Source organism: Comamonas sp. E6, from assembly GCF_001010305.1.
GTDB lineage: Bacteria > Pseudomonadota > Gammaproteobacteria > Burkholderiales > Burkholderiaceae_C > Comamonas > Comamonas thiooxydans.
On the sequence record NZ_BBXH01000001.1, the window covers coordinates 1 to 25,310 of the forward strand.

General features: G+C 55.8%; 19 protein-coding genes and 3 pseudogenes. 9 read left to right on the forward strand and 13 right to left on the reverse strand.

Going from position 1 to position 25,310, the window contains the following annotated elements; genetic code table 11:
- Positions 1-52: 52 nt before the first annotated feature.
- Positions 53-583: pseudogene (locus CSE6_RS00005) on the forward strand (type I restriction endonuclease subunit R); the annotation flags it as partial.
- A gap of 124 nt (positions 584-707) precedes the next feature.
- Here the strand turns inward: CSE6_RS00005 and CSE6_RS00010 are convergent.
- Positions 708-1,010, reverse strand: a complete 303-nt coding sequence (locus CSE6_RS00010) for a putative quinol monooxygenase (protein WP_007182542.1) — start codon at positions 1,008-1,010, stop codon at positions 708-710.
- Positions 1,011-1,076: 66 nt separating this feature from the next.
- Here CSE6_RS00010 and CSE6_RS00015 point away from each other — a divergent pair, with 66 nt between their 5' ends.
- Entirely contained in the window at positions 1,077-2,090 is a 1,014-nt protein-coding gene (locus tag CSE6_RS00015) for a GlxA family transcriptional regulator (RefSeq protein WP_059439640.1), read from the forward strand.
- Positions 2,091-2,318: 228 nt separating this feature from the next.
- Positions 2,319-3,383: an alkene reductase gene (locus CSE6_RS00020; protein ID WP_059439641.1), complete on the forward strand. Its 1,065-nt coding sequence runs from the start codon at positions 2,319-2,321 to the stop codon at positions 3,381-3,383.
- 639 nt (positions 3,384-4,022) lie between these two features.
- On the opposite strand, the gene CSE6_RS00025 is transcribed toward CSE6_RS00020, so the two are convergent.
- From CSE6_RS00025 to CSE6_RS00035, 3 genes and pseudogenes are all read right to left on the reverse strand, one after another.
- Complete coding sequence (locus CSE6_RS00025) at positions 4,023-5,177, reverse strand: S1C family serine protease (protein WP_059439642.1); 1,155 nt, start codon at positions 5,175-5,177, stop codon at positions 4,023-4,025.
- A 23-nt stretch (positions 5,178-5,200) separates the two neighbouring features.
- Positions 5,201-5,506: pseudogene (locus CSE6_RS00030) on the reverse strand (hypothetical protein); the annotation flags it as partial.
- A 34-nt stretch (positions 5,507-5,540) separates the two neighbouring features.
- Positions 5,541-6,308 (reverse strand): IclR family transcriptional regulator C-terminal domain-containing protein, encoded by a 768-nt coding sequence (locus tag CSE6_RS00035; protein ID WP_059439643.1) that lies wholly within the window; start codon positions 6,306-6,308, stop codon positions 5,541-5,543.
- A 109-nt stretch (positions 6,309-6,417) separates the two neighbouring features.
- Between CSE6_RS00035 and CSE6_RS00040 the strand changes: the two genes are divergently transcribed.
- Genes CSE6_RS00040 through CSE6_RS00060 form a run of 5 tightly spaced genes read left to right on the forward strand, consistent with a single transcriptional unit; the run spans position 6,418 to position 11,068 of the window.
- The gene (locus CSE6_RS00040) at positions 6,418-7,386 is read left to right on the forward strand and encodes a tripartite tricarboxylate transporter substrate binding protein (protein ID WP_019043844.1); all 969 of its coding nucleotides are present in this window, start codon (positions 6,418-6,420) and stop codon (positions 7,384-7,386) included.
- 15 nt (positions 7,387-7,401) lie between these two features.
- Positions 7,402-8,643: an aromatic ring-hydroxylating dioxygenase subunit alpha gene (locus CSE6_RS00045; protein WP_034370732.1), complete on the forward strand. Its 1,242-nt coding sequence runs from the start codon at positions 7,402-7,404 to the stop codon at positions 8,641-8,643.
- Positions 8,640-9,104, forward strand: coding sequence for a nuclear transport factor 2 family protein (locus CSE6_RS00050; protein WP_012837659.1), 465 nt, complete (start codon positions 8,640-8,642; stop codon positions 9,102-9,104). The genes CSE6_RS00045 and CSE6_RS00050 overlap by 4 nt, the downstream gene beginning before the upstream one ends.
- Complete coding sequence (locus tag CSE6_RS00055; RefSeq protein WP_034410981.1) at positions 9,101-10,048, forward strand: PdxA family protein; 948 nt, start codon at positions 9,101-9,103, stop codon at positions 10,046-10,048. The genes CSE6_RS00050 and CSE6_RS00055 overlap by 4 nt, the downstream gene beginning before the upstream one ends.
- A gap of 9 nt (positions 10,049-10,057) precedes the next feature.
- Positions 10,058-11,068 (forward strand): FAD-binding oxidoreductase, encoded by a 1,011-nt coding sequence (locus tag CSE6_RS00060; protein ID WP_059439644.1) that lies wholly within the window; start codon positions 10,058-10,060, stop codon positions 11,066-11,068.
- 598 nt (positions 11,069-11,666) lie between these two features.
- Here CSE6_RS00060 and CSE6_RS00070 read toward each other — a convergent pair.
- The 4 genes and pseudogenes from CSE6_RS00070 to CSE6_RS00085 form a co-directional block, all read right to left on the reverse strand.
- Positions 11,667-12,747, reverse strand: a pseudogene (locus CSE6_RS00070) (IS3 family transposase).
- A gap of 171 nt (positions 12,748-12,918) precedes the next feature.
- Positions 12,919-13,335 (reverse strand): DUF86 domain-containing protein, encoded by a 417-nt coding sequence (locus CSE6_RS00075; protein ID WP_034359850.1) that lies wholly within the window; start codon positions 13,333-13,335, stop codon positions 12,919-12,921.
- Positions 13,325-13,720 (reverse strand): nucleotidyltransferase domain-containing protein, encoded by a 396-nt coding sequence (locus CSE6_RS00080; RefSeq protein ID WP_034359854.1) that lies wholly within the window; start codon positions 13,718-13,720, stop codon positions 13,325-13,327. The genes CSE6_RS00075 and CSE6_RS00080 overlap by 11 nt, the downstream gene beginning before the upstream one ends.
- Before the next feature lie 64 nt (positions 13,721-13,784).
- Complete coding sequence (locus CSE6_RS00085) at positions 13,785-15,065, reverse strand: site-specific integrase (RefSeq protein WP_080731580.1); 1,281 nt, start codon at positions 15,063-15,065, stop codon at positions 13,785-13,787.
- A gap of 376 nt (positions 15,066-15,441) precedes the next feature.
- On the opposite strand from CSE6_RS00085, the gene CSE6_RS00090 reads away from it, so the two are divergent.
- The gene (locus CSE6_RS00090) at positions 15,442-16,677 is read left to right on the forward strand and encodes an integrase arm-type DNA-binding domain-containing protein (RefSeq protein ID WP_083994653.1); all 1,236 of its coding nucleotides are present in this window, start codon (positions 15,442-15,444) and stop codon (positions 16,675-16,677) included.
- A gap of 274 nt (positions 16,678-16,951) precedes the next feature.
- Here CSE6_RS00090 and CSE6_RS00095 read toward each other — a convergent pair whose 3' ends face one another.
- The 5 genes from CSE6_RS00095 to CSE6_RS00115 form a co-directional block, all read right to left on the reverse strand.
- Complete coding sequence (locus CSE6_RS00095) at positions 16,952-18,646, reverse strand: hypothetical protein (RefSeq protein WP_059439645.1); 1,695 nt, start codon at positions 18,644-18,646, stop codon at positions 16,952-16,954.
- Between the two features lie 626 nt (positions 18,647-19,272).
- Positions 19,273-20,952, reverse strand: a complete 1,680-nt coding sequence (locus CSE6_RS00100; protein WP_059439646.1) for a hypothetical protein — start codon at positions 20,950-20,952, stop codon at positions 19,273-19,275.
- A 588-nt stretch (positions 20,953-21,540) separates the two neighbouring features.
- A complete protein-coding gene (locus CSE6_RS00105) occupies positions 21,541-22,146 on the reverse strand; it encodes a Rha family transcriptional regulator (protein WP_059439647.1) in 606 nt (201 codons plus the stop codon).
- A 59-nt stretch (positions 22,147-22,205) separates the two neighbouring features.
- Positions 22,206-24,989 (reverse strand): toprim domain-containing protein, encoded by a 2,784-nt coding sequence (locus CSE6_RS00110; RefSeq protein ID WP_059439648.1) that lies wholly within the window; start codon positions 24,987-24,989, stop codon positions 22,206-22,208.
- Positions 24,986-25,310, reverse strand: a 325-nt coding sequence (locus CSE6_RS00115; RefSeq protein WP_238585619.1) for an AlpA family transcriptional regulator, incomplete at its 5' end; no start/stop codon positions are given. The genes CSE6_RS00110 and CSE6_RS00115, both read right to left, overlap by 4 nt.

Below are 25,310 nucleotides of genomic sequence, written 5' to 3' on the forward strand. Positions count from 1 at the left end.
CCGCATCCCCGCCGGGGGCTAGTGGGTCACTTCTGGGTGGAAATCAACAGAGGGGGATGAGAAAGATATCTCCACTATCGACTGGAACGACGTGGTGTTTGAGGTGGATTTGCTCAAGTCGCAGGAAATCAATCTGGACTACATCCTCGAATTGATTTTTGAGAACAACAAAAAACTCAAGGACAAAGCCACGTTGGTGGAGGATGTGCGCCGTGTCATCCGCTCCAGCATTGGCAACCGTGCCAAAGAGGATTTGGTGGTGGACTTTATCAACCAGACCGACTTAGACCAGATTGGTGACAAGGCCAGCGTGATTGATGCCTTCTTCCAGTTTGCCCAAGTTGAGCAGCAGCGAGAAGTGCAAGCGCTCATCGACGAGGAAAAGCTCAATACTGATGCTGCCAAGCGCTACATCACCAACTCCCTGAAGCGCGAATTTGCCAGCGACAGCGGAACCGAGTTGAATAGCGTGCTGCCCAAGATGAGCCCGCTGAACCCTCAATATCTGACCAAGAAGCAGACGGTGTTTCAAAAGATCGCTGCGTTTGTGGAGAAGTTCAAGGGTGTGGGTGGGCAGGTTTGAATCTGCCCTTTTCTCGCCGGAAAATCCATAGACTGCAAGAATGACAGCAAGGAGGTTGGGATCGCACGTAGGGCTGTTTGACCCCCATCCTGCAGCGTGACCTGATTGGGTCAAGGCCGAGTTGTCATGCAGGCAGTTTGGCTGCAAGCAGTTCGACCTTCTCGATATTGGGCGGAGAACTGAGCAAGGTCGCTGCGTTGGCCATCAAGGCCGCGGCGATCTGGCCGTTCAGATGTGCCTGGCGACCTGCCTCATCAGCAAAGGCATCGAACACACCAAACGTCGAAGGGCCAAACTTCAATGCGAACCAGGCCGTGGTGCCGGACTCGGCGTTGGCGAGCGGCAGTGCGCTGGCCAGGAAGTCGGCAAGCGCAGCCTCCTGGCCGGGTTTAGCTTCGAGGCGAACAAACAGGGCGAGCTTGGTCATGCTGTATTCCTTTGGGTAAATGGAAAAGTGGGTGAAGGGATCGAAGAGACTGCAGTCTAAGTCTTCATGACAGACTTCTCTATAGGCAATAATGACAACATTGATATCATTGTTGCCATGAAACTCCACCTCCTTGTTTGTGATGGCGTGTTTGATCTGGGGCTTGCGGCGCTCACTGACACAGTGGGCTTAGCCAATGCGATGGCGGGCTCGCTGCCACAGGCTCCCGCGCACATAGAGCTCACGCTGGTGGGCGTGCGGCGTCGCATCCGAACTGCGCAAGGCTTGACGGTCCCCGTTGTCACTGCGCATGGTGTGCCCGAACCAGACGTAGTGCTCGTGCCAGCGTTTGGCGACAAGATGCCTGACACGCTCTCGGCTCGACTCACACGCCCCGATGTGCCCGACGCGGTCGCGGCGCTACAGCAGTGGTCCACCGCTGGCGCGCACCTTGGTGCCGCTTGCTCCGGTAGTTTCTTGCTTGCAGAGAGTGGCCTGCTTGATGGGCATCGTGCGACGACGTCATGGTGGCTGGGGCCGATGTTTCGGCAGCGCTATCCGAACGTCGCGCTGGACGAGTCACGCATGATCGTGAACTCGACACGCTTCACCACCGCGGGTGCCGCTTTGGCCCACGTCGACTTGGCCTTGCGCATCATCCGAGGGCGCAGTCCGGCGCTGGCGGCCCTGGTGGCACGCTATCTGCTGGTCGAGACACGCAGTTCGCAAGCCGAGTTCGTGATTCCCGACCACCTTGCGCATGCCGACCCGATGGTAGAGCGCTTCGAATGCTGGGCCAGACGTCGGCTCGCGCAGGGGTTCTCGCTGGCCGAGGCGGCCAGCGCCGCGGGCACAAGCGAGCGCACCTTGGCGCGGCGGCTGCAAAGCGTTTTGGGAAAGACACCACTGTCGTATTTCCAGGACCTGCGCGTGGAGCATGCCGTCCATCTCTTGCGCACCGGGAACGCCAGCGTCGACCAGGTCGCCGCACAGGTCGGGTACTCGGATGGGGTGACCCTGCGGGCCCTGTTGCGCCGCAAGCTGGGCCGGGGTGTCAGGGAGTTGCGACGCGGTGGATGACCAAAGGCGTTTGGTGCATGTACGGCTGGAGACCGCTGCGAAACTGTCGGAAGCAAAGGCTTACCCACTTGTGTCTACTACATCGTGCGTTGGGTGCAAAAGCACCAGCCGTGCCGAAGCAGTCTTCAGTGACCTTTCAAAGTTCAGTGACCTTTCAAAGGTCTGAGTATTGGGAATACTGTTAGCTTTACCACCGTTTTCTGTTCGCTAATCTGGGTTTTCATCCACATGCTATTCAATCCACTTCAAGTAGGTTCTCTTACCCTGCCCAACCGCATCCTTCTGGCACCACTGACACGCGCCCGTGCCGACGCTGGCCACATGCCCAACGCGCTGATGGCCGAGTACTACAGCCAGCGAGCCACCGGCGGCCTGCTGATTTCCGAATGCACCATGGTGGCGCCCGGTACATCGGCCTTCGTCAATGAGCCTGGCATCTACAACGACGCGCAGATTGCAGCCTGGAGGCAGGTGACCGACGCGGTGCACGCCAAGGGCGGACGCATCTTCATGCAGATCTGGCACGCTGGCCGCGCAGCCTACCCTGGCGCTGCCGATGGCGCCCCCATTGTCTCCAGCAGCGCCACCGCTATTGAGGGTGAGATCCACACGCCCCAAGGCAAGGTGCCGCACGCGGTGCCCCGCCCCCTGACCGTCGAAGAGATTCCCGGCATCGTGGCTGCGTTTGCTCAAGGCGCACGCAACGCCATTGCCGCCGGCTTTGATGGTGTGGAAGTACACGGCGCCAACGGCTACCTGATTGACCAGTTTCTGCGCGACACGCCCAACCAGCGCACCGATGCTTACGGCGGATCGCTGGAAAACCGTGCACGTTTGCTGTTCGAGGTACTCACTGCCGTGACCCAGGCGATCGGTTCCGAACGTGTGGGTCTGCGCCTGTCGCCCCTCAACAGCTTCAACAGCATGAAAGACAGCGACCCGCTGGCCCTCATCGGCTTCCTGGCCGATAGGCTCAATGCCTTCAAGCTAGCCTACCTGCACGTGATGCGCGCCGATTTCTTAGGTGTGCAGAAGGCCGATGTCATGCCCGTAGCGCGTGAAAAGTACAAGGGTGTGTTGGTGGGCAATATGGGTTACAGCGCTGATGAAGCAGAGGCAGCTATTGCCGAAGGTAAGCTTGACGCTGTGGCCTTTGGCACCGCCTTCCTGGCTAACCCGGACCTGCCCGCACGCATCAGGGCCAAGGCACCGCTGAACGCGCCTGACTCCAACACGTTCTACGCAGGTGGCGCCAAGGGCTATACAGACTATCCGACACTGCGGGTCGCGTAAATCACCGCCCCAGAAGACCGAAGAAACGAGCCACTTTATACCCAAGGCTCTGCTCTTCGATCTTGCGAAGCTGTGAATCGATGGCGTCTACCGAGTGTTGTGCGCCATCACGATCTTTAATTGATAAGTTGCCTCGGTTTGCTTCGCCGCCCGCCGAACTCGTACATCGTCTCCGGCTCAGGTAGCGCCGAGGCCGCACTATCCTCCCATATCGAGTTCAGTCAGGTTCGGAAATTCATGGTCGCAATCTACGGCAGCAGACCCTCGAGACACCGCTGTAATTCTGCGCACCGCCAGTGTCAGCTGTTCACCTGATACTTGCCCTTGGCTTGGTAAAACTGCGGGCAATCGGATAACTGTTATCTGTAAGACGCCCTGAGGTGACGGTTAGGCCGCGAACGGCAGCCCGCCGCTACTTACCGGCGGCTCAAGATGCAAGCGTGATCTTCCGCTGTGCGTCGAGAACTGAGCTGCTGGCTGCTGGCTGCTGCCGATATAAGGACTAGCGCAAGAAGAGGTCCGAGCCCAAAAGCAAAAAGCCTTGGCAACCAAAGTGTAGGGCATCAAGTTTCTGCGGCTCGAATACTTGATGCATCCATCGTTATTTTTTACCGATCCCCAGAAGTTCTCTACTTCAGATCAGGCGCCAGGCTGCAACTCCACGCGCACCTCCCTTGGCTTACCGGCCCGCTCAACTGACAAGACAACCACATCCCCTACCTTTTGGTCGTCAAGCCGTGCGAGCAGCTTGGCGACATCGTCGACGGGAGCGCCACCTATGCCTGTGATACGGTCTCCCGGCACGATGCCTTCGGGGCCAACGGTGATACCGCTCAGGCCCGCCTTTTGCGCCGCTGAGCCAGGGGCGACACGGAGCACGAACACGCCTTGGGTACTGGTCAGTGCCTGCAATCGGAGGTTGAGCTGCTCGTCTACCTCGATCCCAAGCGCCGGGCGGATGTATTTTCCTGTCTTGATGAGTTGTGGCACCACACGCATGACCGTGTCCACCGGTACGGCGAAGCCAATCCCAGCCGATACACCGGAAGGGCTGTAGATCGCTGTGTTGATGCCGATCAGGCGGCCGGCGGAATCGAGCAACGGCCCACCCGAGTTGCCGGGGTTGATAGCGGCATCGGTTTGAATCAGGTGTTCGATGGTCACTCCGCCAGATTCTCCGGGCAGCGATCGATCTAGCGCGGACACGATGCCGTTGGTGAGTGTCCAATCCAGGCCGAAGGGGTTGCCGATGGCGAACACCTTTTGTCCCACCTTGAGGTCTGCGCTGGTGCCGACCGGAACGGCGGGCGGGCGCTGGAAGCCGACGCCGATTTTGAGCACCGCGATATCGTGTGCCGGACTCACTCCGACCAGCGCGGCTTGGTAATCGCGGCCGTCGGCAAGTTTGACAGTGGCCTCCGACGCTCCCTGAATCACATGAAAGTTGGTAACAACATGACCGGCGTCATCCCAGATAAAACCCGAACCCGTGCCGCGCGGCACAGAAAAGACGTTGCGCGTCCAGACATCTCGTACCAGTTGGGACGTCGTGATGTAGACCACCGATGTCCGGGATTTCTCGAACAGCTCGATGGTGGCCTGTTCGTCAGCGGCCAGATCGCCACGCGGCGTGACGGTGCGCTCAGCGGCTTGGCGCGGGCTGAACCAGGCTTCGATGGCGGGCAGGAACTGCCAGAACAGCATGAGTGCTGCAACGCACGCAGAGATGACGAGCCACCGCCGGACGAAATGATCCGGAGCTGGGCGTTGTGGGTAAGGACCGGGGGAAGACATGACGGAGGCTCCTTTCGAGTGATTTAGCGCCAAAGGCCACTCAGGCCCCGGCGTGGTGGGCACATCGGTGCGAACGACCTTGGCACGAGATAATCCGTTTGGAACAGCAGGGTCTGCGATGGCTGAGGCGCCAGCTCCATCAGGCGCGCGATACGAGCATCTGCCGCCGTATGCGTGCGCAGCCAAGACGGCTCGGGATTTCCCCAGCCGGGCAGGCCATCCGTGAGGGCAATGGAGGCAAGGCGCCTGGAGCCGGTGGCAAAGGCATTGACATTGACGATGCCGCTGGGCACATAGTACGGAACCGGCGTGTTCGGCAACCCGAGCCTCAGCCGCTGCGCTAGGCAAAGACATGGTGGCGCATTACATCCCTTGCGGATACAACTTTTTTTCCAACTCATTGCGAGCGCGCTTCAGCGGCATCAAAAAAGTCTCTTTGAACTCACTCATGCTGAGTCTCTCTGCCCTAACAGCAATGCTCATGGCAGCAATTGTGTTGCCTTGAGGGTCGCGCACTGGCGCTGCCATAGAGCGCACCCCCAGCTCCAGCTCTCCGTCGCTGCATGACCACCCTGATTGCCGGCAAGTTTCAAGCAGACCTAGCAGCTCCTCCAAGTCAGTCACCGTATGAGGGGTCAGTGCCACCCGCTCGATCATCTCTAGCCTTGCACGCGCCTCCTGTTGGGGGAGTCCTGACAACAGCATCCGACCAATCGCAGAGCAGTACACCGGCAACCTAGATCCTATTCCTAGGCCCGTGCTCAAGCTGCGCCGTGCGGTCGAACGACCAATGATGATGGCATCGTCCTCCAACAAAGTACCAAGCGAAGCGGATTCTCTGGTGCGCTCCGACAGTGCATCCAGTAGTGGCTGGGCCAATGCAGGCATGGGGCGCGATGACAGAAATGAATAGGCGATCAGCAGCGATTTGGGCTGCATCCAGAACAGTTTGCCGTCGCTCTCTAGATAGCCAAGCTGTACCAGTGTGCTGAGCGAACGTCTGGCGGATGCTGGCGTGGACTGCGTGAGCCTGGCTACCTCTGACAGCGTCAGCCGGGTATGCCGACGGTCAAAGCAAGTCAGTACCCCCAATCCCTTGCGCAGCGATTCCACAAAGTTCTTGTCCTGCATAGCGATCAAATCAAGGTGTTTTCAACATTTTTGCGCATAGCGCAAAAACAGGTTTAACACAAAGTACGACATCCTCATACTGCAGTTCCCCACACAAGAAGGAGACAAGATGCGCAACGAATCTATTCGCAGACGCGAAGCATTGATCGGCATTGCCGCTGCGGTCGCTGCAACAGGTAGCCTGGCTCAGTCAAATCAACCTCTCAAGATCGTCGTGCCTTTCTCAGCGGGAGGTACCGCCGATGTACTGCCGCGCCTAGTAGCCGAAAAAATCCGCGCGGACTACGCAGGTGGCGTGATCATTGAAAACAAGCCCGGGGCTGGTGGAAACATCGGTGCCGATCTAGTGTTCCGGGCACCGCCAGACGGAATGACTGTGCTAGCCTCCCCTCCGGGGCCCATCGCCATCAACCACAACCTCTATCAAAAGCTCAGCTTCGACCCGACTCGCTGGGTACCGGTGACGATTTTGGCCACAGTGCCCAACGTCCTGGTCATCAACCCGAAGCTGCCTGTTAAGTCACTTGGCGAGTTCATCGCATACGCCAAAGCCAATCCCAAAAAAGTGACTGTGGCGACGCAAGGCGACGGCTCCACATCCCACCTGACTGCTGCCATGTTTATGCAGCTGACTGGCACTGAACTGACTGTCATCCCTTACAAGGGAACAGCCCCGGCACTGATTGACTTGATCGGCGGCAATGTGGATGTGTTTTTCGACAACATCAGCTCGTCGGCCACCTACCACCAGGCCGGCAAGGTGCGCATTCTGGCCGTTGCCGACGAGCAGCGCTCTCAAATATTGCCCCAGGTCCCCACCTTCGCCGAGCAGCAATGGCCCGCCATGCAAGCCGTGACTTTCTTTTCTGTTGTGGCTCCCCCAGGCACGAGTGCAGAAATCGCTCAGAAGCTTCAGAAGCAGATGGCCCTGGCTCTGTCATCGAACGACATCCGCAAGCACTTTCAGGAACAAGGTGCCGTGCCTTGTGGTTGGGACCCGTCCAAGACTGCTCAGTTCATCCGCCAGGAAACCGAGAAGTGGAAGAAGGTGCTGAAGGCCGCCAACGTCAAGCTCTAACTCTTAGGAACCAACATGCAAGAATCCATCATCCAGTGGCATGGGGCCACTAATACGCGCGTGCCTTTTGGTATCTATACCGACACAGCCAATGCTGATCAGGAACAGCAGCGCATCTATCGCGGCGAGGTCTGGAACTACTTGTGCCTGGAATCTGAAATTCCCGGGGCCGGTGATTTCCGCACTACCTTTGCCGGTGAAACACCGATAGTTGTCGTACGGGATGCCGACCAGGAAATCTACGCCTTCGAGAACCGCTGCGCGCATCGCGGCGCTCTCATCGCTCTGGAGAAATCGGGCCGTACGGATAGTTTCCAGTGCGTCTATCACGCCTGGAGCTACAACCGACAGGGAGATCTGACCGGCGTTGCCTTCGAGAAAGGTGTCAAGGGCCAGGGTGGCATGCCGGCCTCATTCTGCAAAGAAGAGCATGGCCCGCGCAAGCTCCGCGTGGCTGTCTTTTGCGGTTTGGTCTTTGGCAGTTTTTCCGAGGACGTGCCCAGCATTGAGGATTACCTTGGCCCTGAGATTTGCGAGCGCATAGAGCGCGTGCTGCACAAGCCCGTAGAAGTCATCGGTCGCTTCACGCAAAAGCTGCCTAACAACTGGAAGCTCTACTTCGAGAACGTGAAGGACAGCTATCACGCCAGCCTCCTGCATATGTTCTTCACCACCTTCGAGCTGAATCGCCTCTCACAAAAAGGCGGCGTCATCGTCGACGAGTCGGGTGGCCACCATGTGAGCTATTCCATGATCGATCGTAGCGCCAAAGACGACTCGTACAAGGACCAGGCCATCCGCTCCGACAACGAGCGTTACCGGCTCAAAGATCCCAGCCTTCTAGAGGGCTTCGAGGAGTTCGAGGACGGCGTGACCCTGCAGATCCTTTCTGTGTTCCCTGGCTTTGTGCTGCAGCAGATTCAGAACAGCATCGCCGTGCGTCAGTTGTTGCCCAAGAGCATCTCCAGCTCGGAACTCAACTGGACCTATCTTGGCTATGCAGATGACAGTACAGAGCAGCGCAAGGTCAGACTCAAACAGGCCAACCTCATCGGCCCTGCAGGATTTATTTCCATGGAAGACGGAGCTGTCGGTGGATTCGTGCAGCGTGGCATCGCAGGCGCTGCCAACCTTGATGCGGTCATCGAGATGGGCGGAGACCACGAAGGCTCTAGCGAGGGCCGCGCCACAGAAACCTCGGTACGCGGCTTTTGGAAGGCCTACCGCAAGCATATGGGACAGGAGATGCAAGCATGATCAATGAAATTCAAATCGCGGCCTTCAATGCCGCTTACGCGAAGACCGTAGACAGTGACGCCATGGAGCAATGGCCAACCTTCTTCACGAAGGATTGCCACTATCGCGTCACCAATGTCGACAATCATGCTGAAGGGCTTGCTGCCGGCATTGTCTGGGCGGATTCACAGGACATGCTCACCGACCGAATTTCTGCGCTGCGCGAAGCCAATATCTACGAGCGCCATCGCTATCGCCATATTCTGGGACTGCCTTCGATCCAGTCAGGCGATGCAACCCAGGCCAGTGCTTCCACGCCGTTCATGGTGCTGCGCATCATGCATACCGGGGAAACAGAGGTCTTTGCCAGCGGTGAGTACCTCGACAAATTCACCACGATCGATGGCAAGTTACGTCTGCAAGAACGCATCGCGGTTTGCGATAGCACGGTGACGGACACGCTGATGGCATTGCCGCTATGACAATAGTGCACCGTAGATTGGCTTTGGCCATCGGCGATCCCCACGGTATTGGCCCTGAAATCGCACTGAAAGCTCTTCGGCAGTTGTCTGCCAACGAAAGATCCCTGATCAAGGTCTATGGACCGTGGAGCGCTCTTGAACAAGCAGCGCAGATCTGCCAAATGGAGTCCCTTCTTCAAGACCTCATTCATGAGGAAGCCGGCTCGCTTGCACAACCAGCGCAATGGGGAGAGATCACACCGCAGGCAGGCCTATCTACGGTGCAATCTGCAACAGCAGCCATCCGGGCGTGCGAAAACGGCGAGGTCGATGCCGTCATTGCCTGTCCCCACCATGAAACGGCCATTCACCGCGCAGGCATAGCGTTCAGCGGCTACCCATCTTTGCTCGCCAATGTTCTTGGCATGAACGAAGACCAGGTATTCCTGATGCTGGTGGGTGCTGGCCTGCGCATAGTGCATGTCACTTTGCATGAAAGCGTGCGCAGCGCATTGGAGCGGCTCTCTCCTCAGTTGGTGGTCAACGCGGTGCAGGCTGCCGTGCAGACATGCACCTTACTCGGAGTGCCTAAACCACAAGTCGCTGTATTCGGGATCAACCCTCATGCATCTGAAGGACAGTTGTTCGGCCTGGAGGACTCCCAGATCACCGCTCCTGCCGTCGAGACACTGCGCAAGTGCGGCCTGGCGGTAGATGGTCCCATGGGAGCCGACATGGTTCTGGCACAGCGCAAGCACGACCTGTATGTGGCCATGCTGCATGACCAAGGGCACATCCCCATCAAGCTGCTGGCTCCTAACGGAGCCAGCGCCCTCTCCATCGGCGGCAGGGTGGTGCTTTCCAGCGTGGGCCATGGCAGCGCCATGGACATTGCCGGCCGTGGCGTGGCCGACTCCACGGCCCTCCTGCGCACGATCGCCCTGCTCGGCGCCCAACCGGGCTGAGGACCCTCCATGAACCACCAGATCCATATCCACGACTCTGATATCGCGTTCCCCTGCGCGCCCGGGCAATCCGTGCTGGATGCCGCCCTGCAGGCCGGCATCGAACTACCTTATTCCTGCCGCAAAGGTAGCTGTGGCAACTGTGCGAGCGCCTTGCTCGACGGAAATATTACTTCCTTCAATGGCATGGCCGTGCGCAGCGAACTCTGCACCTCGGAGCAGGTACTGCTGTGCGGCTGCACCGCCGCCAGCGATATACGAATCCAGCCGAGCTCCTTTCGCCGCCTTGACCCGGAAGCCCGAAAACGTTTTACGGCCAAGGTGTACAGCAATACACTGGCGGCACCCGATGTCTCGCTGCTGCGCCTGCGCCTGCCTGTGGGCAAGCGCGCCAAATTTGAAGCCGGCCAATACCTGCTGATTCACCTCGACGACGGGGAAAGCCGCAGCTACTCTATGGCCAATCCACCCCATGAGAGCGATGGCATCACATTGCATGTCAGGCATGTACCGGGAGGTCGCTTCAGCACTATCGTCCAGCAGTTGAAGTCTGGTGACACATTGGAGATCGAACTGCCATTCGGCAGCATCGCACTGAAGCCTGACGACACCAGGCCCCTGATTTGCGTTGCAGGTGGCACGGGATTTGCGCCCATTAAATCCGTTCTTGATGACTTAGCCAAACGCAAGGTTCAGCGCGACATCACGCTGATATGGGGGGCTCGCAACCCCTCTGGCCTGTATCTCCCTAGTGCCATCGACAAGTGGCGCAAAACTTGGCCGCAGTTTCGCTACATTGCAGCCATCACCGACCTAGGCAATGTGCCTGCGGATGCTCACGCCGGTCGGGTAGATGACGCACTACGCACACACTTTGGCAACCTGCACGATCATGTGGTGCACTGCTGTGGCTCACCCTCCCTGGTTCAATCAGTGCGCACAGCAGCTTCCGATATGGGCCTGTTAGCACAGAACTTCCACGCGGATGTTTTTGCGACGAGCCCGACTGGTAGCCACTAGAAGTAGCTATCCATGCGATATCAACACGGCGGGCTTGAGGCGGGTATATGTTGATTTCCACCCAGAAGTGATCCACTAGCCCCCACCAACGATCCAACTAGCCAAGCATGCTGTGATATGCGCAGTGTTGCTCAACGTTTGCGGAGCAGCGAACGCACATCACCATTTATGTGAGATGGACGCCTAGACTCCGGCGTCGACTCACCCCACTCGGGCGGCTCCAGCATCAGTCGCGTGTATTCGGGCGGCAGCGCTGGTAGTAACCTAGGTTACCGAGGTGTAGAGAGAACCTGGGAGGAGGGCTCTCCGCCGTTTTTCGCCTAGAGTGTTGATTTCCTCCCAGAAGTGACCCACTGGAGGTGCGGATAAAAACTTGGACTGGTTTTATGCTGCTAGGCCAAGCTTGTGCCGGTAGCCACGGCCGGGGTTGAGGGTCACTCGCCTCGAACTGGATTTATGTAACAACGCCGAGCGCGAGGACATCTCCCCCACCCATTGCATAGCGTGCATGCAGAAACTGCTGTGTATCCTTGCTTGAGGAGTACAGATCTTTCGACGTCCCCCCGTTTTCAGTAGCACAAGGCTTTGGAGTCCGAGGTTAATTTAACTGCTTTTGCATCAGCCTCTGGGCATAGGCTGTGGGCGTGAGTCCACCAAGCGATCTCTTGGGCCGCTCTTCGTTGTATTCCCGGCGCCAAGCTTCAACGATTACCCGGGCATGTGCCAGACTGGTGAACCAATGTTCGTTCAAGCATTCATCCCTAAAGCGCCCGTTGAATGATTCGATGTGGGCGTTCTGGTTGGGCTTGCCCAGTTCGATCAGAAACAGCTGAACGCCCCTGGCGTGGGCCCAGTTCAGCATGGCTCGACCGCAGAACTCCTTGCCGTTGTCAGTTCGGATCGCCTTGGGTAGCCCCCTTGTCCTGGCGAGTTGCTCCAGGATGCGCACCAGTTGGTTGCCACACAGGGCCTGCTCCGGCACGATGGCTACAGTGCATCATCCACTACCGTGAGGTTTTTGATGCTGCGTCCTTCCGCTGTGCGGTCAAAGACAAAGTCCATGGACCACACCTGGTTGGCAACTGTCGGGCGTACCAAAGGGTGGCGCTCCGATATCGGGATCTTCTTGCGCCTGCGCTTTTTGATCTGAAGACCGGCTTGGGCATACAGACGATCCACCCGCTTGTGATTCACGATCTCTCCGGCTTGGCGCAGCTTCAGATAGATCATGCCGGCCCCGTAGCGACGATGACGCTGTGCCAGAGCGATGATCTTCTCCTTCAAGGCACAGTTGTGGTCGCAGGCTGGTTTGTAGCGCAGGGCACTGGCGCTCATGCCGATGACACGCAGCGAACGACGCTCGCTCAGTCCACGGCTGACCATGTGACGCACCAACTCGCGCCGTGCGGGTGCGCTCACCACTTTTTTCTCAAGGCTTCTTTCGTCACCTCGTTCTCAAGCAGGGCTTCGGCCAGCAGCCGTTTGAGCCGTCCGTTTTCGGCTTCCAGCTCCTTCAGACGTTTGGCATCGGACACGCTCATACCGCCAAACTTGCTGCGCCAGAGGTAATAGCTGGCCTCGGAGAAGCCGTGCCGCCGGCACAGCTCGGCCACCGGTAAGCCCGATTCGGCTTCCCGCAGGAAGCCAATGATCTGTTCTTCCGTAAATCTCTTCTTCACGTCCAATCTTCTGTTGCATGGGATTGGACTCCAAGCTCACCTGCTACTCAATTCCGGGGAGACGTCGCTTTGATCAACTGCAGTAGCTCAGTTTTTTCTATGCCAACGAGCTGAGCCTTTAGGTCACTCCAGCTCGTTTTTTTCTTTGTCGTCATTTCTTTTTGAAGAAGGTTACTTAGAGTTCTTCAACAAGATCGCTTTGCTGTAAGCCGTAAAGTCGCCTAAATGCTTGGTGATCACGGCCTCCACAATCGGTAGCTGCAGCGCTTGGTAGTCATGCACAGCGATATTGCGAAAGCCCACCATTTTTTGCATGCGTGTGGCTAAGTCGCTCTCAATCCAACCCGCTTGAGCCAGCAAGGTGAATACGTCACGCGAGCTCTGTGGGATGCCAAGCCTTTCGCGGCGAATCAAGTGCTGCCCCATGTCCAGCGCGGCTTCACACGCCCGCTGCACGTTCAAGATGGCGGCATCCTGGCGTGTGTGGTCCGACGCAAACGTGGTTGGTGATTTCTCGTACTCTTCTTTGGCACGTATCACGCAGCGCTCAATGGTCGCAGCCTTGTTAATCAGTACGTCATCGACCATAGACTGTTCCTGTTGTTTGAATGTCTTTCAACAAATCTGCGCGCGCCTCATCCAACGCAGTTTTTTGACTAAGGATGAAGCTTTCATAGAGTGCTGCTTGGCTGTCTTTTGACCATAAACGCGTACCGGTGGTGATGATGCGGTATTGCATGACCGTGGATGCTGCTCTTAGGTCTAACAAGTCAACGTCACACTTCACCAAGTTAGCCAAAGTGCTAGATAACTCCCACAGTGCCTCTGCCGGTAGACCCTCATCCATCAAGAGCGCAATATCTAAATCACTATCTGCCGTTGCATGACCTGTGACCTGACTGCCAAAAACATACACAGCAGACAAGCTAGAAATTGCTTCTTGAAGATGATCGACGATGCCTTGATAGTTCATGAGGGATTTTGATTTATACGCATTGGTCTTGATTTTTTCACCGAATACACCGTACTTGCTCGCGTTAACCCCTTGAGGCATCAGCTCTTGGCCGCAAGAAGCTTGAGAGCGTACGTTGAGGGACCTTCTTGAGATCGTCTTCCGTTGAAGCCACGCCCACTACAAATGTTGCCCAAGCATTCATCAACTCACGGCGCTGCTCCAACAAGTCAGTACGGTGGTAAGCCGCTTCAACCTTGTCTTTGATCGTGTGCGCTAACGAACGCTCAGCCAGATCTCTAGAGTAACCGTGCTCACTGCACCAGTCACGGAAGCTCGAACGAAAGCCATGGGCAGTTGCCACGCGCCCAGGCACATCGCTTTCAACATTCAACCTGCGCAACAGCGAGGTGATAGCCATATCTGAAAGCTCTCCCCGCACTCTTACCGAAGGGAAAACCAAGCTTTCATGTTGACCCCGTTGCTGCTGAAGAATTTCCATAGTTCTTGGAGACAGCGGCACACGATGGGTCAGCTTGGCCTTCATACGCTCAGCTGGCACGGTCCAAACTGCATTTTTCCAGTCTACCTCGGACCACGTCATGCCCCGTGCTTCGCCTGAACGGCAGGCCGTCAAAATTACAAACTCAAGCAACTGCCGGGTTACATCGACACGCCCTTTTGTACGTAAGTTCTTCTGTACGAAAGCAGGGATCAGCCCCCAAGGCATTGCTGGGTGATGCTGCGTACGTACAGCTTTTCCTGGCTGCTGTGGCAGAAGATGGGTAACTACGTCCACAGGGTTCGATTGACAGTGCCCATGCGCCCACCCCCAAGCCATCACCGTATGGATTCTTTGCTTGACGCGACTCGCCGTCTCCGCCTTTTCAAGCCAAATGGGCTTGAGCGCATCCGCCACATCTGCAGGCTGAATCTCAGCCAGTAGCTTTGCACCCAACTTGGGAAAAACGTATTCAGTCAGGGTATTGATCCATTGCTGCCCATGCTTTGGATTTTTCCAGCCTGGTAGCAAGTCTTTGTGCAAGATCTCGGCGGCTTCTTGAAATGTTGGAGCCTTTACAGCTTCTTCTTCCAACGCTTTCTCAGCTAGAGGATCTTTCCCCTCTGCCAGCGTCACCCTCATGGCAGTAGCGCGCTTCGCGACCTCTGCGATACCAATTTCTGGATACGAGCCCAAGCCTGCATTTCTACGCTTGCCGTTCACCGGGCTAACGTAGCGCAGCACCCATTTACCCCTGCCTTTGGTTTTAGTTGGATGCAGTGCCAATCCCGTCACTCCGCCGTGTGGAATTGCTGCACTATCAGGTTTGATGTTTCGAGCTTTTGCGTCTGTGATGACAGCCATTTGAGACCTCTATCGGTATGCCATTCAGTATGCCATCGGTATGCCATCTGGTATGCCATTTCGCATTAGATAGAGTTGGACAACTTAAGTCAAAACAAAACAAATATCTTTTACTATCAATGACTTAGAAATGAAAAATAAGAAGAAAAAAGATCTAGTTGGACGGATATTTGGCGGACACAGCCTCCGCCAGGACATCGACGCACACAACGTCAAATCGCTTCAAAACCCGCTTCTCTCATAGGGAAGCGGGTTTTTTCTTTGTCTCAAGTAATCGCACCACGCCTCAGGACAACCCAGCTTTTTGTTGGTACTTTCGTTGGTAGCTCAATCAGAGCCAAAATCAGATACCAACAACTAGGACCAACGGGGCCACATGGCACTGACCGATACGTTCATCAAAAACACCAAGCACAGCGGCAAAGCAGCTGGCGACAAGCACAGCGATGGTGGTGGGCTGTACCTGCACGTCAAAGCGGCGGGCAAGTATTGGCGGTTGGCCTATCGCTTCGAGGGCAAACAAAAGACACTGGCGCTCGGCGTGTATCCCGCTATCACCCTCGCCCAAGCCCGCCGTGGCCGTGACGATGCCCGGGCCCTGCTGGCGCAAGGCATAGACCCCAGCCAGAACAAGCAGCGCCTCAAAGAAGACAAGGCGGTGGCAGCACTCAACACCGTGGAAGCAATGTCCCGCGCTTATCTGGCAAACAAGCGGCCCGGCTGGTCAACGACACACTACGACCGCGAAGCCCGAAGCCTGGAGAAAGACCTGTACCCCATTCTTGGGCAGCGTGTGATCGGAGAAGTCGAGCCGCCTGAATTGCTGAAAGCATGTGAGCGCGTACAAGACCGCGACGCAGTGGAAAGCGCACACCGGCTGCTCACCACTGCATCAGGAGTCTGGCAATACGCAATCGCCAGAGGCTGCGCCACACGGGACATTGCCCAGGACATCAAGAAAGCCCTCAAACCACGCCAGAAGGGCCATTTCCCAGCCATCACTGACCCAGCCAAGCTGGGCGAACTGCTGCGCGCCAGCGATGGGTATGGCGGCGGCCCTGTGGTACGGACAGCGCTCTACATCGCCCCCATACTGTTCCAGCGCCCTGGCAACCTACGCACCATGCGCTGGGCTGATCTAGACCTTGATGCGGGGATCTGGACTATCCCCAGCGCTGACCTTAAACGCAATGTGGAGGGCAAGAAGAACGGTGCGCCGCACAAGGTTCCATTGCCCCGCCAAGCCGTTGTGGCCATACGCAAGCTGTACCCCGTGACTGCGGGCCGCGAGTATGTTTTTCCCGGCCTACGAGACCATGCCAAACCAATGAGCGAAGCTGCCGTGAATGCGGCTTTGCACGCAATGGGCTACAAGGACATTCACACTTGGCACGGCTATCGTGCAACTGGCCGCACCCTTTTGCGCGAGGTCTTCAAGATCGACATTGACGTGATCGAGGCCCAACTAGCCCACGTGGGTGGCAAGACCCATAACGGCGCCTATGACCGAGCCACTTTCGTCAATGAGCGGAAAATGGTTCTGCAGCAATGGGCCGACTATCTAGACAAACTGCGTCAAGGAGCTGAGGTGCTGCAATTGAAGCAGGCATAGCATCTAGCGAGAAAAGAAGACGTTGACAGGGACGGACTCTGGCTACCAATTTCCGTCACTCCGTTCGAAGCGGACCAATATGCTAGAACTGATCAGAGGCCGCATTTGCTAACCCTAAGCAATCGGCCACACAGCTCACAACTAGGTCGCAGCAAAGCGACCACTCCACATTGACCGTAAACGTCACCAGAAACAAGAGGCAAGACATCTCATCATCAGCGACACTCATCACGCTAAGTGGCACCACGTGGCAGCGTAGGTTGGTCAACCATGCCTACCTCTTGGGTATGCTGGATTGTTTAAGTAACGTGAATTGGTCGACATCAACTCCATAGTGCCTATGGAATACTCCTTTGACGCGCTCCAGAAACTCTGGGTCGGTTGGGGAAGACGTGAGCCAAGAGTATTCATGCCTGAACGGTCCCGAGTTTAGAACCCACTGCTTGCTGAGGTCATACAAGAGTACGGCGGCGAAGAACTGATTGAAGACCTCCAAAACATCATCCTCAGTACGATCAGGATGCTGCCTAGCGAAAAGAGCGCCATCGTCAGCTTTGTCAGTGAAGAGCGACAAGTGCTTTAACCACAATTCCCGCGACCTTGTGCCACTACCTTCGGTGAGCCAATAGCCTGTCCAACAGAAGAATTCGGGGTTCTCAATTCTATCGGTGACATACGCTAGAAACTCGCCAGTGAGAAGCCTGAGGGCTATGTTGCTTTGGGAAAATCTGTATGAGCGGTGCTCCCTCATCAAACTTGCTGCTCCGTAATCTTCCTTAGCGTGCTGATCAAGCTTGGCCAAGTCCACTATATGGTTTCTCAGCCCCGTTATGCCGCTTAGTCTCTCTGCCAGAGCAATGTACTCTTCCGCAGAATAATCTGATACAAAATTTCGAAGCTCTGGCGCGTAATCGGCAACAGCTCTGCAAAGCATCGCGAAGCGAATTCCGGGGTCTGCGTCAAGAAAAAAACTCTCATAGTCGTCAATATCTGCAGGAAATCCAACTGTCGGATTGATTGACATGTCGCAGATGAATAGAAATAGAGCTATTAAAGGACTATTTAAATCATCAGGTTCAGGAGATTCGGAGAGTTTCAGGAACGCCCGAAATGCGTTTCCATAGACGCCATCAAGCATGCCACTATCTCTTACTTCAGCGGTGGTCAGGCCATCCGAAGACAGCGACAAGAATTGAAGTTGTATGAATCGAGCCTGCCCTTCGTACAAGTCAAGCAATCCAACCGGCGCACGAATTATTTGGGACTCGTAGTAGTAGCCAATAACCCTTCTATCTGCAAGATCGACCAGATTTTCGATGAGAGCTTGGGGGTCAGGGAAAAGCACTCCATCCATATCAATCAGCTCTCGAACAGCCCCCAGGACGAGCGAGTATGTAATCAGAAAGGAGTGACCAGCGGCTTCAAAGTATGGATTGGAGTAAATCTCTTCATCCAACTCAGGCCTCAATGTCAAGGCGAGATAGAACTCGGTGTCCATGAAGTTATTGGTCACGGTGTTCGCCACCAATCCAGCATCCTCAGTACCTGCAGGCAGCAGTCCAAGCTCACCATGCAGAGCTAACTCTTGGATAGGCTTCTGAGGTCCGAGTGCTGCCACTATCTGACGGAGTGCGGCCAAATTTGAGTGAGTTTGGACGGGGTAGAGAATGCTACGAATGAAGCCGCTCGTCGATCCCTTGTGCTGCCACCAGTGCACTGTCTCATGAAGATAAGTGGAGTAGGCTTGAAGCTCCTCACTGCTGAATGCCGTGTTGCCTTGCTCTGCTTTTGCCACCACGCTATCTACGAGCTCATGAACAACGGGACTTAGTCTTAAAGCGAAGCGCTGGCTTTCGTAGACACCTCGTGCATTCAGACACGCAGAGAAGGTGTCTAAAGGTGAGTCCTCAAGCACCGGGTCGTATAACTTCGAGTCGAGCGAGAGATGCGGGCCGGTAAAATTTTTCATTCTTCAAAGAGTGCTTGTATACGTACAGTTTCGCGAAGATGCGCCTATGGGGATGTGCGGTTGAGAAAGACCCACATCGTTGGAATGATGCCAGCTGTCATGAGCGGTTAGCAGGCAGATGTGCAATCCACATCTTGCTATTTCTTTAGGGTCGTTTGGTCTGGCTGCAAGCGCCAAAAAAATCTGCAGAAATAGATCACATAGGCACCCAGGGACCTCAAAGCCTATGCCTCGGTCGTCAGCGCCGCATTGACATCCTCAGGCATTGATCTACCCCATTTCTGCTTCATTTTGAGGTGCGGCCATATCCTCTGACGGAAGAGCGGCCTCAACCCCACGGCGCGCCATGACGCCCCCGCCGCGCCTGCCCGCTTCATGGAGTGCAAATTACGAGCAGGTCGGGCGGGTCTTCATGGCGTCTGGGCGTCATTTCGAAGGCAAAGGCAGGCATCCCAAAATTACGGGAATTTACGGAAAATTTTTAATCAAACACTCACAGCGAGCCAAGCCTTTCAAAGGCTCATACTCAACAGATGACAGCTCTCTGCGCCTGCCTATGGTGAAGCCATCCGGGCACAAGGCAATACAGCGACCATATCCAGCTATAGCCAGAAAAAGCGTGAAAACTACCTGACATGTCTAAACAACAAGCCTGTCGGCGACTCCCTGCGTGCTTTTTCCTGCGCTGACAATTCTGTGAGCTTCGTTTTAATGTCTCTGAGATTAGGTAACCCTGCCACCCCCATAACCCCAGATACAGCTCCCAATGTAGCGTTACCTGTTAGTGCGGCAGCAACGGCCACAGCACCCGTGGCCACGCATGCCCCCACATCGATGCCATAGAGTTTGAGTTTTTTATGTCGAGCATCGCGCAAGGATTGCTGATGTCTTCTAAATGCCTCATCTAAATTGCTAACGACTTGGTCTGCTGTACGAAAGTAGTTATCTTGATTGATGCCAATCAGGTCCGACACACCATGGCCAAGTAGCTCACGCAACTCACCAGCTAAGCCTCGCTTGCGGATTTCCAACACGGTCTCTGGAGGGACATTTCCAAGCCATTCAAGATTGTTGTTGGCTTCAGATGTCAAGGCACGTACCACATGCATGCTTTGGCGATGAGCGAGGCTATCGCTCGCTGGCACCCCCTGATACTCAAGTAACCACGTGAAGTGAAGCCAAGAAGTTTCAGCGTTGATATATGGTGTTCCTCTGAAGTGAAGAGAGGCCTCTTGTGCGCCCAACGCTTGAGGCATACGACCTAAGCTTGTATTGAATATTTGCAGCCCGGCGTGCGGCTCTTCAGCCATCCCTGGAAGGTAGGCGTGTTCAATCATTGCCCTAGATAGCTGTTGAGATGGACTCGACCCCCATTCGGTATCGAAGATCAGTCGATCGGGCCCTTTCAACTCCTTCATCACCTGATCGACAGTTTTGAGATGAAGACAGAACTCCTGGAGGTCGTCGACGCCATCAAAAGTTCGTCCGAAAAGGTATTTCGCATGAGCACATATCGCAGGGACAGCCCTCAGCACAAGGCTTGAGCGCTCATCGTCACTAGGATCATCACGGTTAGGGACAATCATTGCGATGGGCGGATCAACATCAGCAAGCGCGATGTCTTTGTAGGTCATGGCGGTGAGAATGTGCTTGACGACTACCGTGACTATCTTCCTTGAAGCCGAAGCTTTAAGTAAGGCTCCTAGTCTCGTTAAAGGACATGGCAGGATGATTGTGTCGACATATAACCCTGCTGTGGAAACAGCGTTCTCCCAGTGAGCAGGGAATACGTCACCGGCAAAAACAGCCTTGAGTTGCTGACCATCTTGCAAGTGGTAGCCAGCGGCCTCACCAGTTCCCTTCCAAAATTCTCGAACTACATCGACCATTTCTGGAAGCACCTTGGAAAGGCGCTGCCACATGTCGTCATTACGTAAGAGCACCTCTGCTGATTCCGATGGCGAGGCTCCAGCCTTCTTCATCATCTCGTACAGCCAACCAAATTCACGAAATAGAAAATCAAAATATATCTGTTGAATCTGAGCAAGACTCAATTCGTTCTTCACAGCCTCGCGTTGCCGCATCGCCATCAAAGCAAGGGTCGATGCCCTTATTCGACCATCTACGGATGTCGGCTCCACCTTGCCATCAGGCCTCAGTTGGATTGCTTCATAACTCTGAAAGAAACCATCTGATAGTTCCTTGGTGGCGAAGTGCATCTTTCCCGCTTCAAGGTGCTCTTTTAAGAGAAAGACGCGGTCTGTCAGGTCTTGTACTTCTTCTTCTGTGAATGTTCTAGTTGACATGAATCCCTCTCAAAATTTCTGGGCTGTAGATCGTTGAGACGCTACTTCTTGAAAGCGCGATTTTGAACGCCTATTAATCCCTACCTGCCGAGCAGCAGCGAACCTCTATTTGACGACGCACCAAGTCCATGCCCTTCCCTTCATTCCCAGGATGGGTTCGGGAAAAGCGTAACCTCCGTAATCAGCCCATTAAATCGCCTCCAAACCCGCATGAATGCTGGGTTTCGCAGGTTACAGCTTTCTGTAATTCAGCGTAATCCAGATTACAGCAGCTTCTCAACCCATTGTTTTTATTAGTCTTTCTGTTTTTGAGAGATTACTTTGAATTCTGTAATTTGATTACGCTTAGGTTACGGAAAAATTACAGCAAGCACTTCTCTGAAAGCATTTCCTGCAAAGGCCCACAAGGTTAGCAAGCGCTCTGATTACGCAGATTACACTTTTCCCGACCCCTCCCCGGAATTTTTGTGGAGTCTAATTTTTCAAAGGGTTAACCCTTTGTTTTGGCCAAAGTGCTTATTTATTCATCAGTGCTGGCGGACATGAAAAAGCCCCGTTTCCGGGGCTGCTCATGCCGTTTGGTGGGAGTCAAAACTCGGTTTCTTGAACTGGGAAAATCGCGTCAACGCCCAGCAAATTTGCGGCACTTTCGGTGGGTATGCCCAGTGCATCATTGACCTGGCGTAGATGAAAATACAGGTTGCGGCGGACGAAAGATGCTGACTCCGTTTTGAGCTTTTCAGTTATCGAGCGGCTCCGCTCCTGCAGCATCAGCTTGTCCCGCAGAGAAATACCTTGGCGAAACTCCTTATCACTGACCAGCGGCTCTGTATACAGGGTATCAAGCACAGATGCCGATTTCGCTTTGCTCACGCTCTTAATAAACGAAAGCTTCAGGCGCAAGAATCGTTTACCTGTGAAGCCCATAGCGAGAAGCGTGAAGCCCTCGCGGCTCATGTTGACCAACTGCTGACTTCTGCCTGCTGCATCACGGTAGGAGATCAGGTCAAAATTTGCAGTCTTGAACTCATCTCCACAGCTCATATTTCTGATGGCCCGGAGGATGTCGGAATGTCGTTTCCCAAAGTTTTCAGCAACCTGCAAGCTGGTGACAGTGAGCCGTCCGTCCGCAGCTTGAAACGTGGGCAGGCTTTCGAAATCTAAGAACCTGTTGGCTGAAGCGTCCTGATGCATGTTGCACCTCCTTTGTATGTATCTTTATTCACGAGTAGCGGATCAGAAAAAGGAACGGTCTAGCCGCCCAGCTCAAACACCCAGCAGCGCACCGCCTTGCCCTGGTCATCGCCTGCATTACGGGTCTTGATCGCGCTGTTGATGACGCGGCTGGAGTCCACAAAGCGGCGCGCTTTGCTGGTGCGCAGCACCTTCTTGAGCTCGGCCAGCGGCGGCACTTGCTGGCGGTGCACGCTGGCCTGCTCTACAAACTCGTTCAGGTTCACGGCGATGAGCTGCTTGTCCCGGCTGTGATTCAGCCGCGGTACATGCAATGTGCCTCTCACGGTATCGGTCGGGAGGCTGTCGAGGAAATCGAACATCTCCCAAAACTCTTGCACCAGAGGATGGTCAGCGCTGATGGACCGCTGCCGCTCCTGGGCCATGGCCACGACGCACGAGCGCACAGCATCAAACTGCCCATCGCTCATACGCATGAGCCGGCTCATGGCCATGACGGCCACCAGCAGCTGTGCATGGTTCTTGGCAATACGCGGCTTGTGAATGCCGTCCTGCTGCAGCAACCATGCAATGGTCTTGTCGGTTTCTTTCCGGAAGGTCTCCAACACTTGGGATTCCTGGCGCAGGCAGGCCAGCAGAAAGCCGCTCAGTTGCTCCATCTCATAGGTCTCCAGCTTCTTGGCGCTTTCAAAGCTGGCAGGCGTGTGGCCATGCGTCGTGAAAGTCATATGGCAGATGCGCTCCATGATGGCTTGGCTGGCCTGCACAGGGTTGTTCTGGCTGATGATAATGCTGGCCCTGAAAGGCGGGTCATAGGTCTCATTGCCGCCAGTGCGCACGCCAGTGGTGCGCACATTGCGGCCGTTGTAGGCGTCCTTGAGCTCGTCCCAGTCGAAGCTCTTCACATGGGCGCTGTTGCCGGTCTTGGTTTCGCGGTCGCTCTCGATTAGCACGATGGGTAGATTGCTGACCTGCGTGAACGTGCGCATGCGTCCGGCGGCCGTGGACTTGCTGGGGTCGAAGCCTTCGTAGTCCCGGCCAAACAGCTTCCACAAAAACTGAATCAAGGTCGTCTTGCCGCTGCCCGGTTCGCCCACGATTTCCAGAAACGGTAACGACATTTGCTCGGCCCGAATCTGCTCTGCAAACAGACTGGCAAACCAGTAGCTTAGAGCCACATAGCCAGGGGCACCAAAGGCTGACCAGAGGTGCTGTGGCCAGCTTCTGTCCTGGGCTTCTGCATCGCGGTTGATGTGCAGATGAATGGAGCGCTGCAAGCTTTTGATGCTGAGCTTTCCAATCTCAAAATAGTCCTCTTCATTGGCCTCCAGCACCGCGCCATCGTGCACCGCATAGTCGCCCAACAGATAGGTTTTGTGCTGGGCGCTGTAGCCCACAAAATCCACCGTCTGCACTTCTTTGATGTTGTCCAGTTGGCGTTGCATCATGCGTTCAAGCTGGGCGCTGCTGCCGCTGTACAAGGCTCCGGGTGCCAAGTGCAGCAGCTGCTTTTTGAACTCGCTGGCCGAGGTCAGATGGCCTGCAGTGAAGTTACCTTTGACGGGCAGGCTTTTATGCGGCTGGGCAATGCTGAAGTAATACCAAGCCTCCTGCGTCACCTCATTGCGCTGGTAGTACAGCGCTTTGGGCAAGCAATTGGCAATGGGCTGCAGCACCGAGGCTTGCTCGATAGCCTTCTCTCGCAGCTCGTGCTCTGACAGGTATTTGTCGCCTTCTTCCTGTCCTTTTTCCAAGTCATCCTTGGCCTTGCTGTAGGCGGCCAGATCAAGCTTGAACCAATACAGGCGGCTGCCATATTCCAAGTCGAACTCAGCGCGGCCCGTGTGGTTGTAGATCAACAGCGCCTTGTCGGAGGCAGACTCGGCCACCAGCAGCACACCTTGATGCAGATACTCCTTGAGGTCTTTTTCCGTCAGGAGCTCGCGCAAATGCAGGTCGTTCCAATCCTGCTTGGCGCTGCCGCTGCGCTGCGGGATTTGCGCCGCGGTGCAACGCCACCCGGCCTCCTGAGCCCTGCGCACATGGCGCAGGGTGTAATCACGCCCGGCCTTGTCACCGTCAAGCGCAAACACCAAGCGCGGCTCCTTCACCTGTTGGCCCTCGCGCTGTATCTGCGCGCGAACGGCCTCCAATGCCTTGCCTGGGTAGTTGTTGCAGCTCATCAGGGCGACGGCTGCAATACCGTGATGGGCCAGCGCAATGGCATCAAAAATGCCCTCCACCAGCCACAGCTCCTTAGGTGGCTCAGGGGCCTCAGGCTGGGCCGGATGGGGTGCTGCAAAGCTCAGATCAGGCATGGCCCACCAGTGGCCACCATAGCTCCCTCCCTGCTTGAAATTGGCCTTCTTCTTGCCAAAGCGCGCGGGCTTATCAATCAGACGCTCCCACCATGTCTGGGCCACAGCAAAGCGCACCGTGGCCGTGCCTGCACCGCGCCCCCGGTCAGCGCGCTGGTCAAAGTATTGCTCCTGCGAGTACAGGCCACGAATCCGCGTCAAGTCGAAGCCACGGGCCTGCTGCAGATACGCATCTGCAGCCGCGTGCGGATTGCGCTCGGCTTCGGGCTTGCGTTCTTCGGCCATGCGGGCGCGCTCGCTCCAGCTCTCAAACAGATCGCTGTACAGGTCTTTGGCGTGGGCCTCATACCCGCAATGGTTAAGCCGCTCACACTTCACTATCCACGGCGTGGCAGCGTAAGTCCACAGGCTTTTGTGATCGCAGCCAGGGCAGCGGCCCTTGCGCAAATGCTTGCCATCGGATGCAGGCTTGAACTCATAGTCCGACTGCAACCGCTGGGCGATTTCATGAAGCAAATCACTCATGCCGCACCGCCTTTCTGCTGCCATGCCAGCACATCACTCACACGCCACCAACGCAGGCGGCGGCTGGCATACAAAAAAGGCTGCGGAAAGCCGGCCTGCCTGAGCAGACGCTCGGTGAAATGCTCTCGTGTGCAGCCCAGCATTTGCGCCACGCCATCGGCATCCACAATCGCCGGGGCTGCAGCGTGGCCACCGCTGCCAAACTCGGCCCCTTGCGGGGCAAGCCAAGCCAGCACATCCCGGTAAAGCCAAGTGCGCATGCGGTTGCTGACGTTGATGCACGGCGGCGGGAAATCTTTGCGCTTGGCAATCACAGCAGTG

Excerpts from the sequence above, each read along its gene's own strand:
- CSE6_RS00010 (WP_007182542.1), bottom strand. The coding sequence starts at position 1,010 with ATGACCAAGCTCGCCCTGTTTGTTCGCCTCGAAGCTAAACCCGGCCAG.
- CSE6_RS00015 (WP_059439640.1), top strand. The coding sequence starts at position 1,077 with ATGACAGACTTCTCTATAGGCAATAATGACAACATTGATATCATTGTT.
- CSE6_RS00020 (WP_059439641.1), top strand. The coding sequence starts at position 2,319 with ATGCTATTCAATCCACTTCAAGTAGGTTCTCTTACCCTGCCCAACCGC.
- CSE6_RS00025 (WP_059439642.1), bottom strand. The coding sequence starts at position 5,177 with ATGTCTTCCCCCGGTCCTTACCCACAACGCCCAGCTCCGGATCATTTC.
- CSE6_RS00035 (WP_059439643.1), bottom strand. The coding sequence starts at position 6,308 with ATGCAGGACAAGAACTTTGTGGAATCGCTGCGCAAGGGATTGGGGGTA.
- CSE6_RS00040 (WP_019043844.1), top strand. The coding sequence starts at position 6,418 with ATGCGCAACGAATCTATTCGCAGACGCGAAGCATTGATCGGCATTGCC.
- CSE6_RS00045 (WP_034370732.1), top strand. The coding sequence starts at position 7,402 with ATGCAAGAATCCATCATCCAGTGGCATGGGGCCACTAATACGCGCGTG.
- CSE6_RS00050 (WP_012837659.1), top strand. The coding sequence starts at position 8,640 with ATGATCAATGAAATTCAAATCGCGGCCTTCAATGCCGCTTACGCGAAG.
- CSE6_RS00055 (WP_034410981.1), top strand. The coding sequence starts at position 9,101 with ATGACAATAGTGCACCGTAGATTGGCTTTGGCCATCGGCGATCCCCAC.
- CSE6_RS00060 (WP_059439644.1), top strand. The coding sequence starts at position 10,058 with ATGAACCACCAGATCCATATCCACGACTCTGATATCGCGTTCCCCTGC.
- CSE6_RS00075 (WP_034359850.1), bottom strand. The coding sequence starts at position 13,335 with ATGGTCGATGACGTACTGATTAACAAGGCTGCGACCATTGAGCGCTGC.
- CSE6_RS00080 (WP_034359854.1), bottom strand. The coding sequence starts at position 13,720 with ATGAACTATCAAGGCATCGTCGATCATCTTCAAGAAGCAATTTCTAGC.
- CSE6_RS00085 (WP_080731580.1), bottom strand. The coding sequence starts at position 15,065 with ATGGCTGTCATCACAGACGCAAAAGCTCGAAACATCAAACCTGATAGT.
- CSE6_RS00090 (WP_083994653.1), top strand. The coding sequence starts at position 15,442 with ATGGCACTGACCGATACGTTCATCAAAAACACCAAGCACAGCGGCAAA.
- CSE6_RS00095 (WP_059439645.1), bottom strand. The coding sequence starts at position 18,646 with ATGAAAAATTTTACCGGCCCGCATCTCTCGCTCGACTCGAAGTTATAC.
- CSE6_RS00100 (WP_059439646.1), bottom strand. The coding sequence starts at position 20,952 with ATGTCAACTAGAACATTCACAGAAGAAGAAGTACAAGACCTGACAGAC.
- CSE6_RS00105 (WP_059439647.1), bottom strand. The coding sequence starts at position 22,146 with ATGCATCAGGACGCTTCAGCCAACAGGTTCTTAGATTTCGAAAGCCTG.
- CSE6_RS00110 (WP_059439648.1), bottom strand. The coding sequence starts at position 24,989 with ATGAGTGATTTGCTTCATGAAATCGCCCAGCGGTTGCAGTCGGACTAT.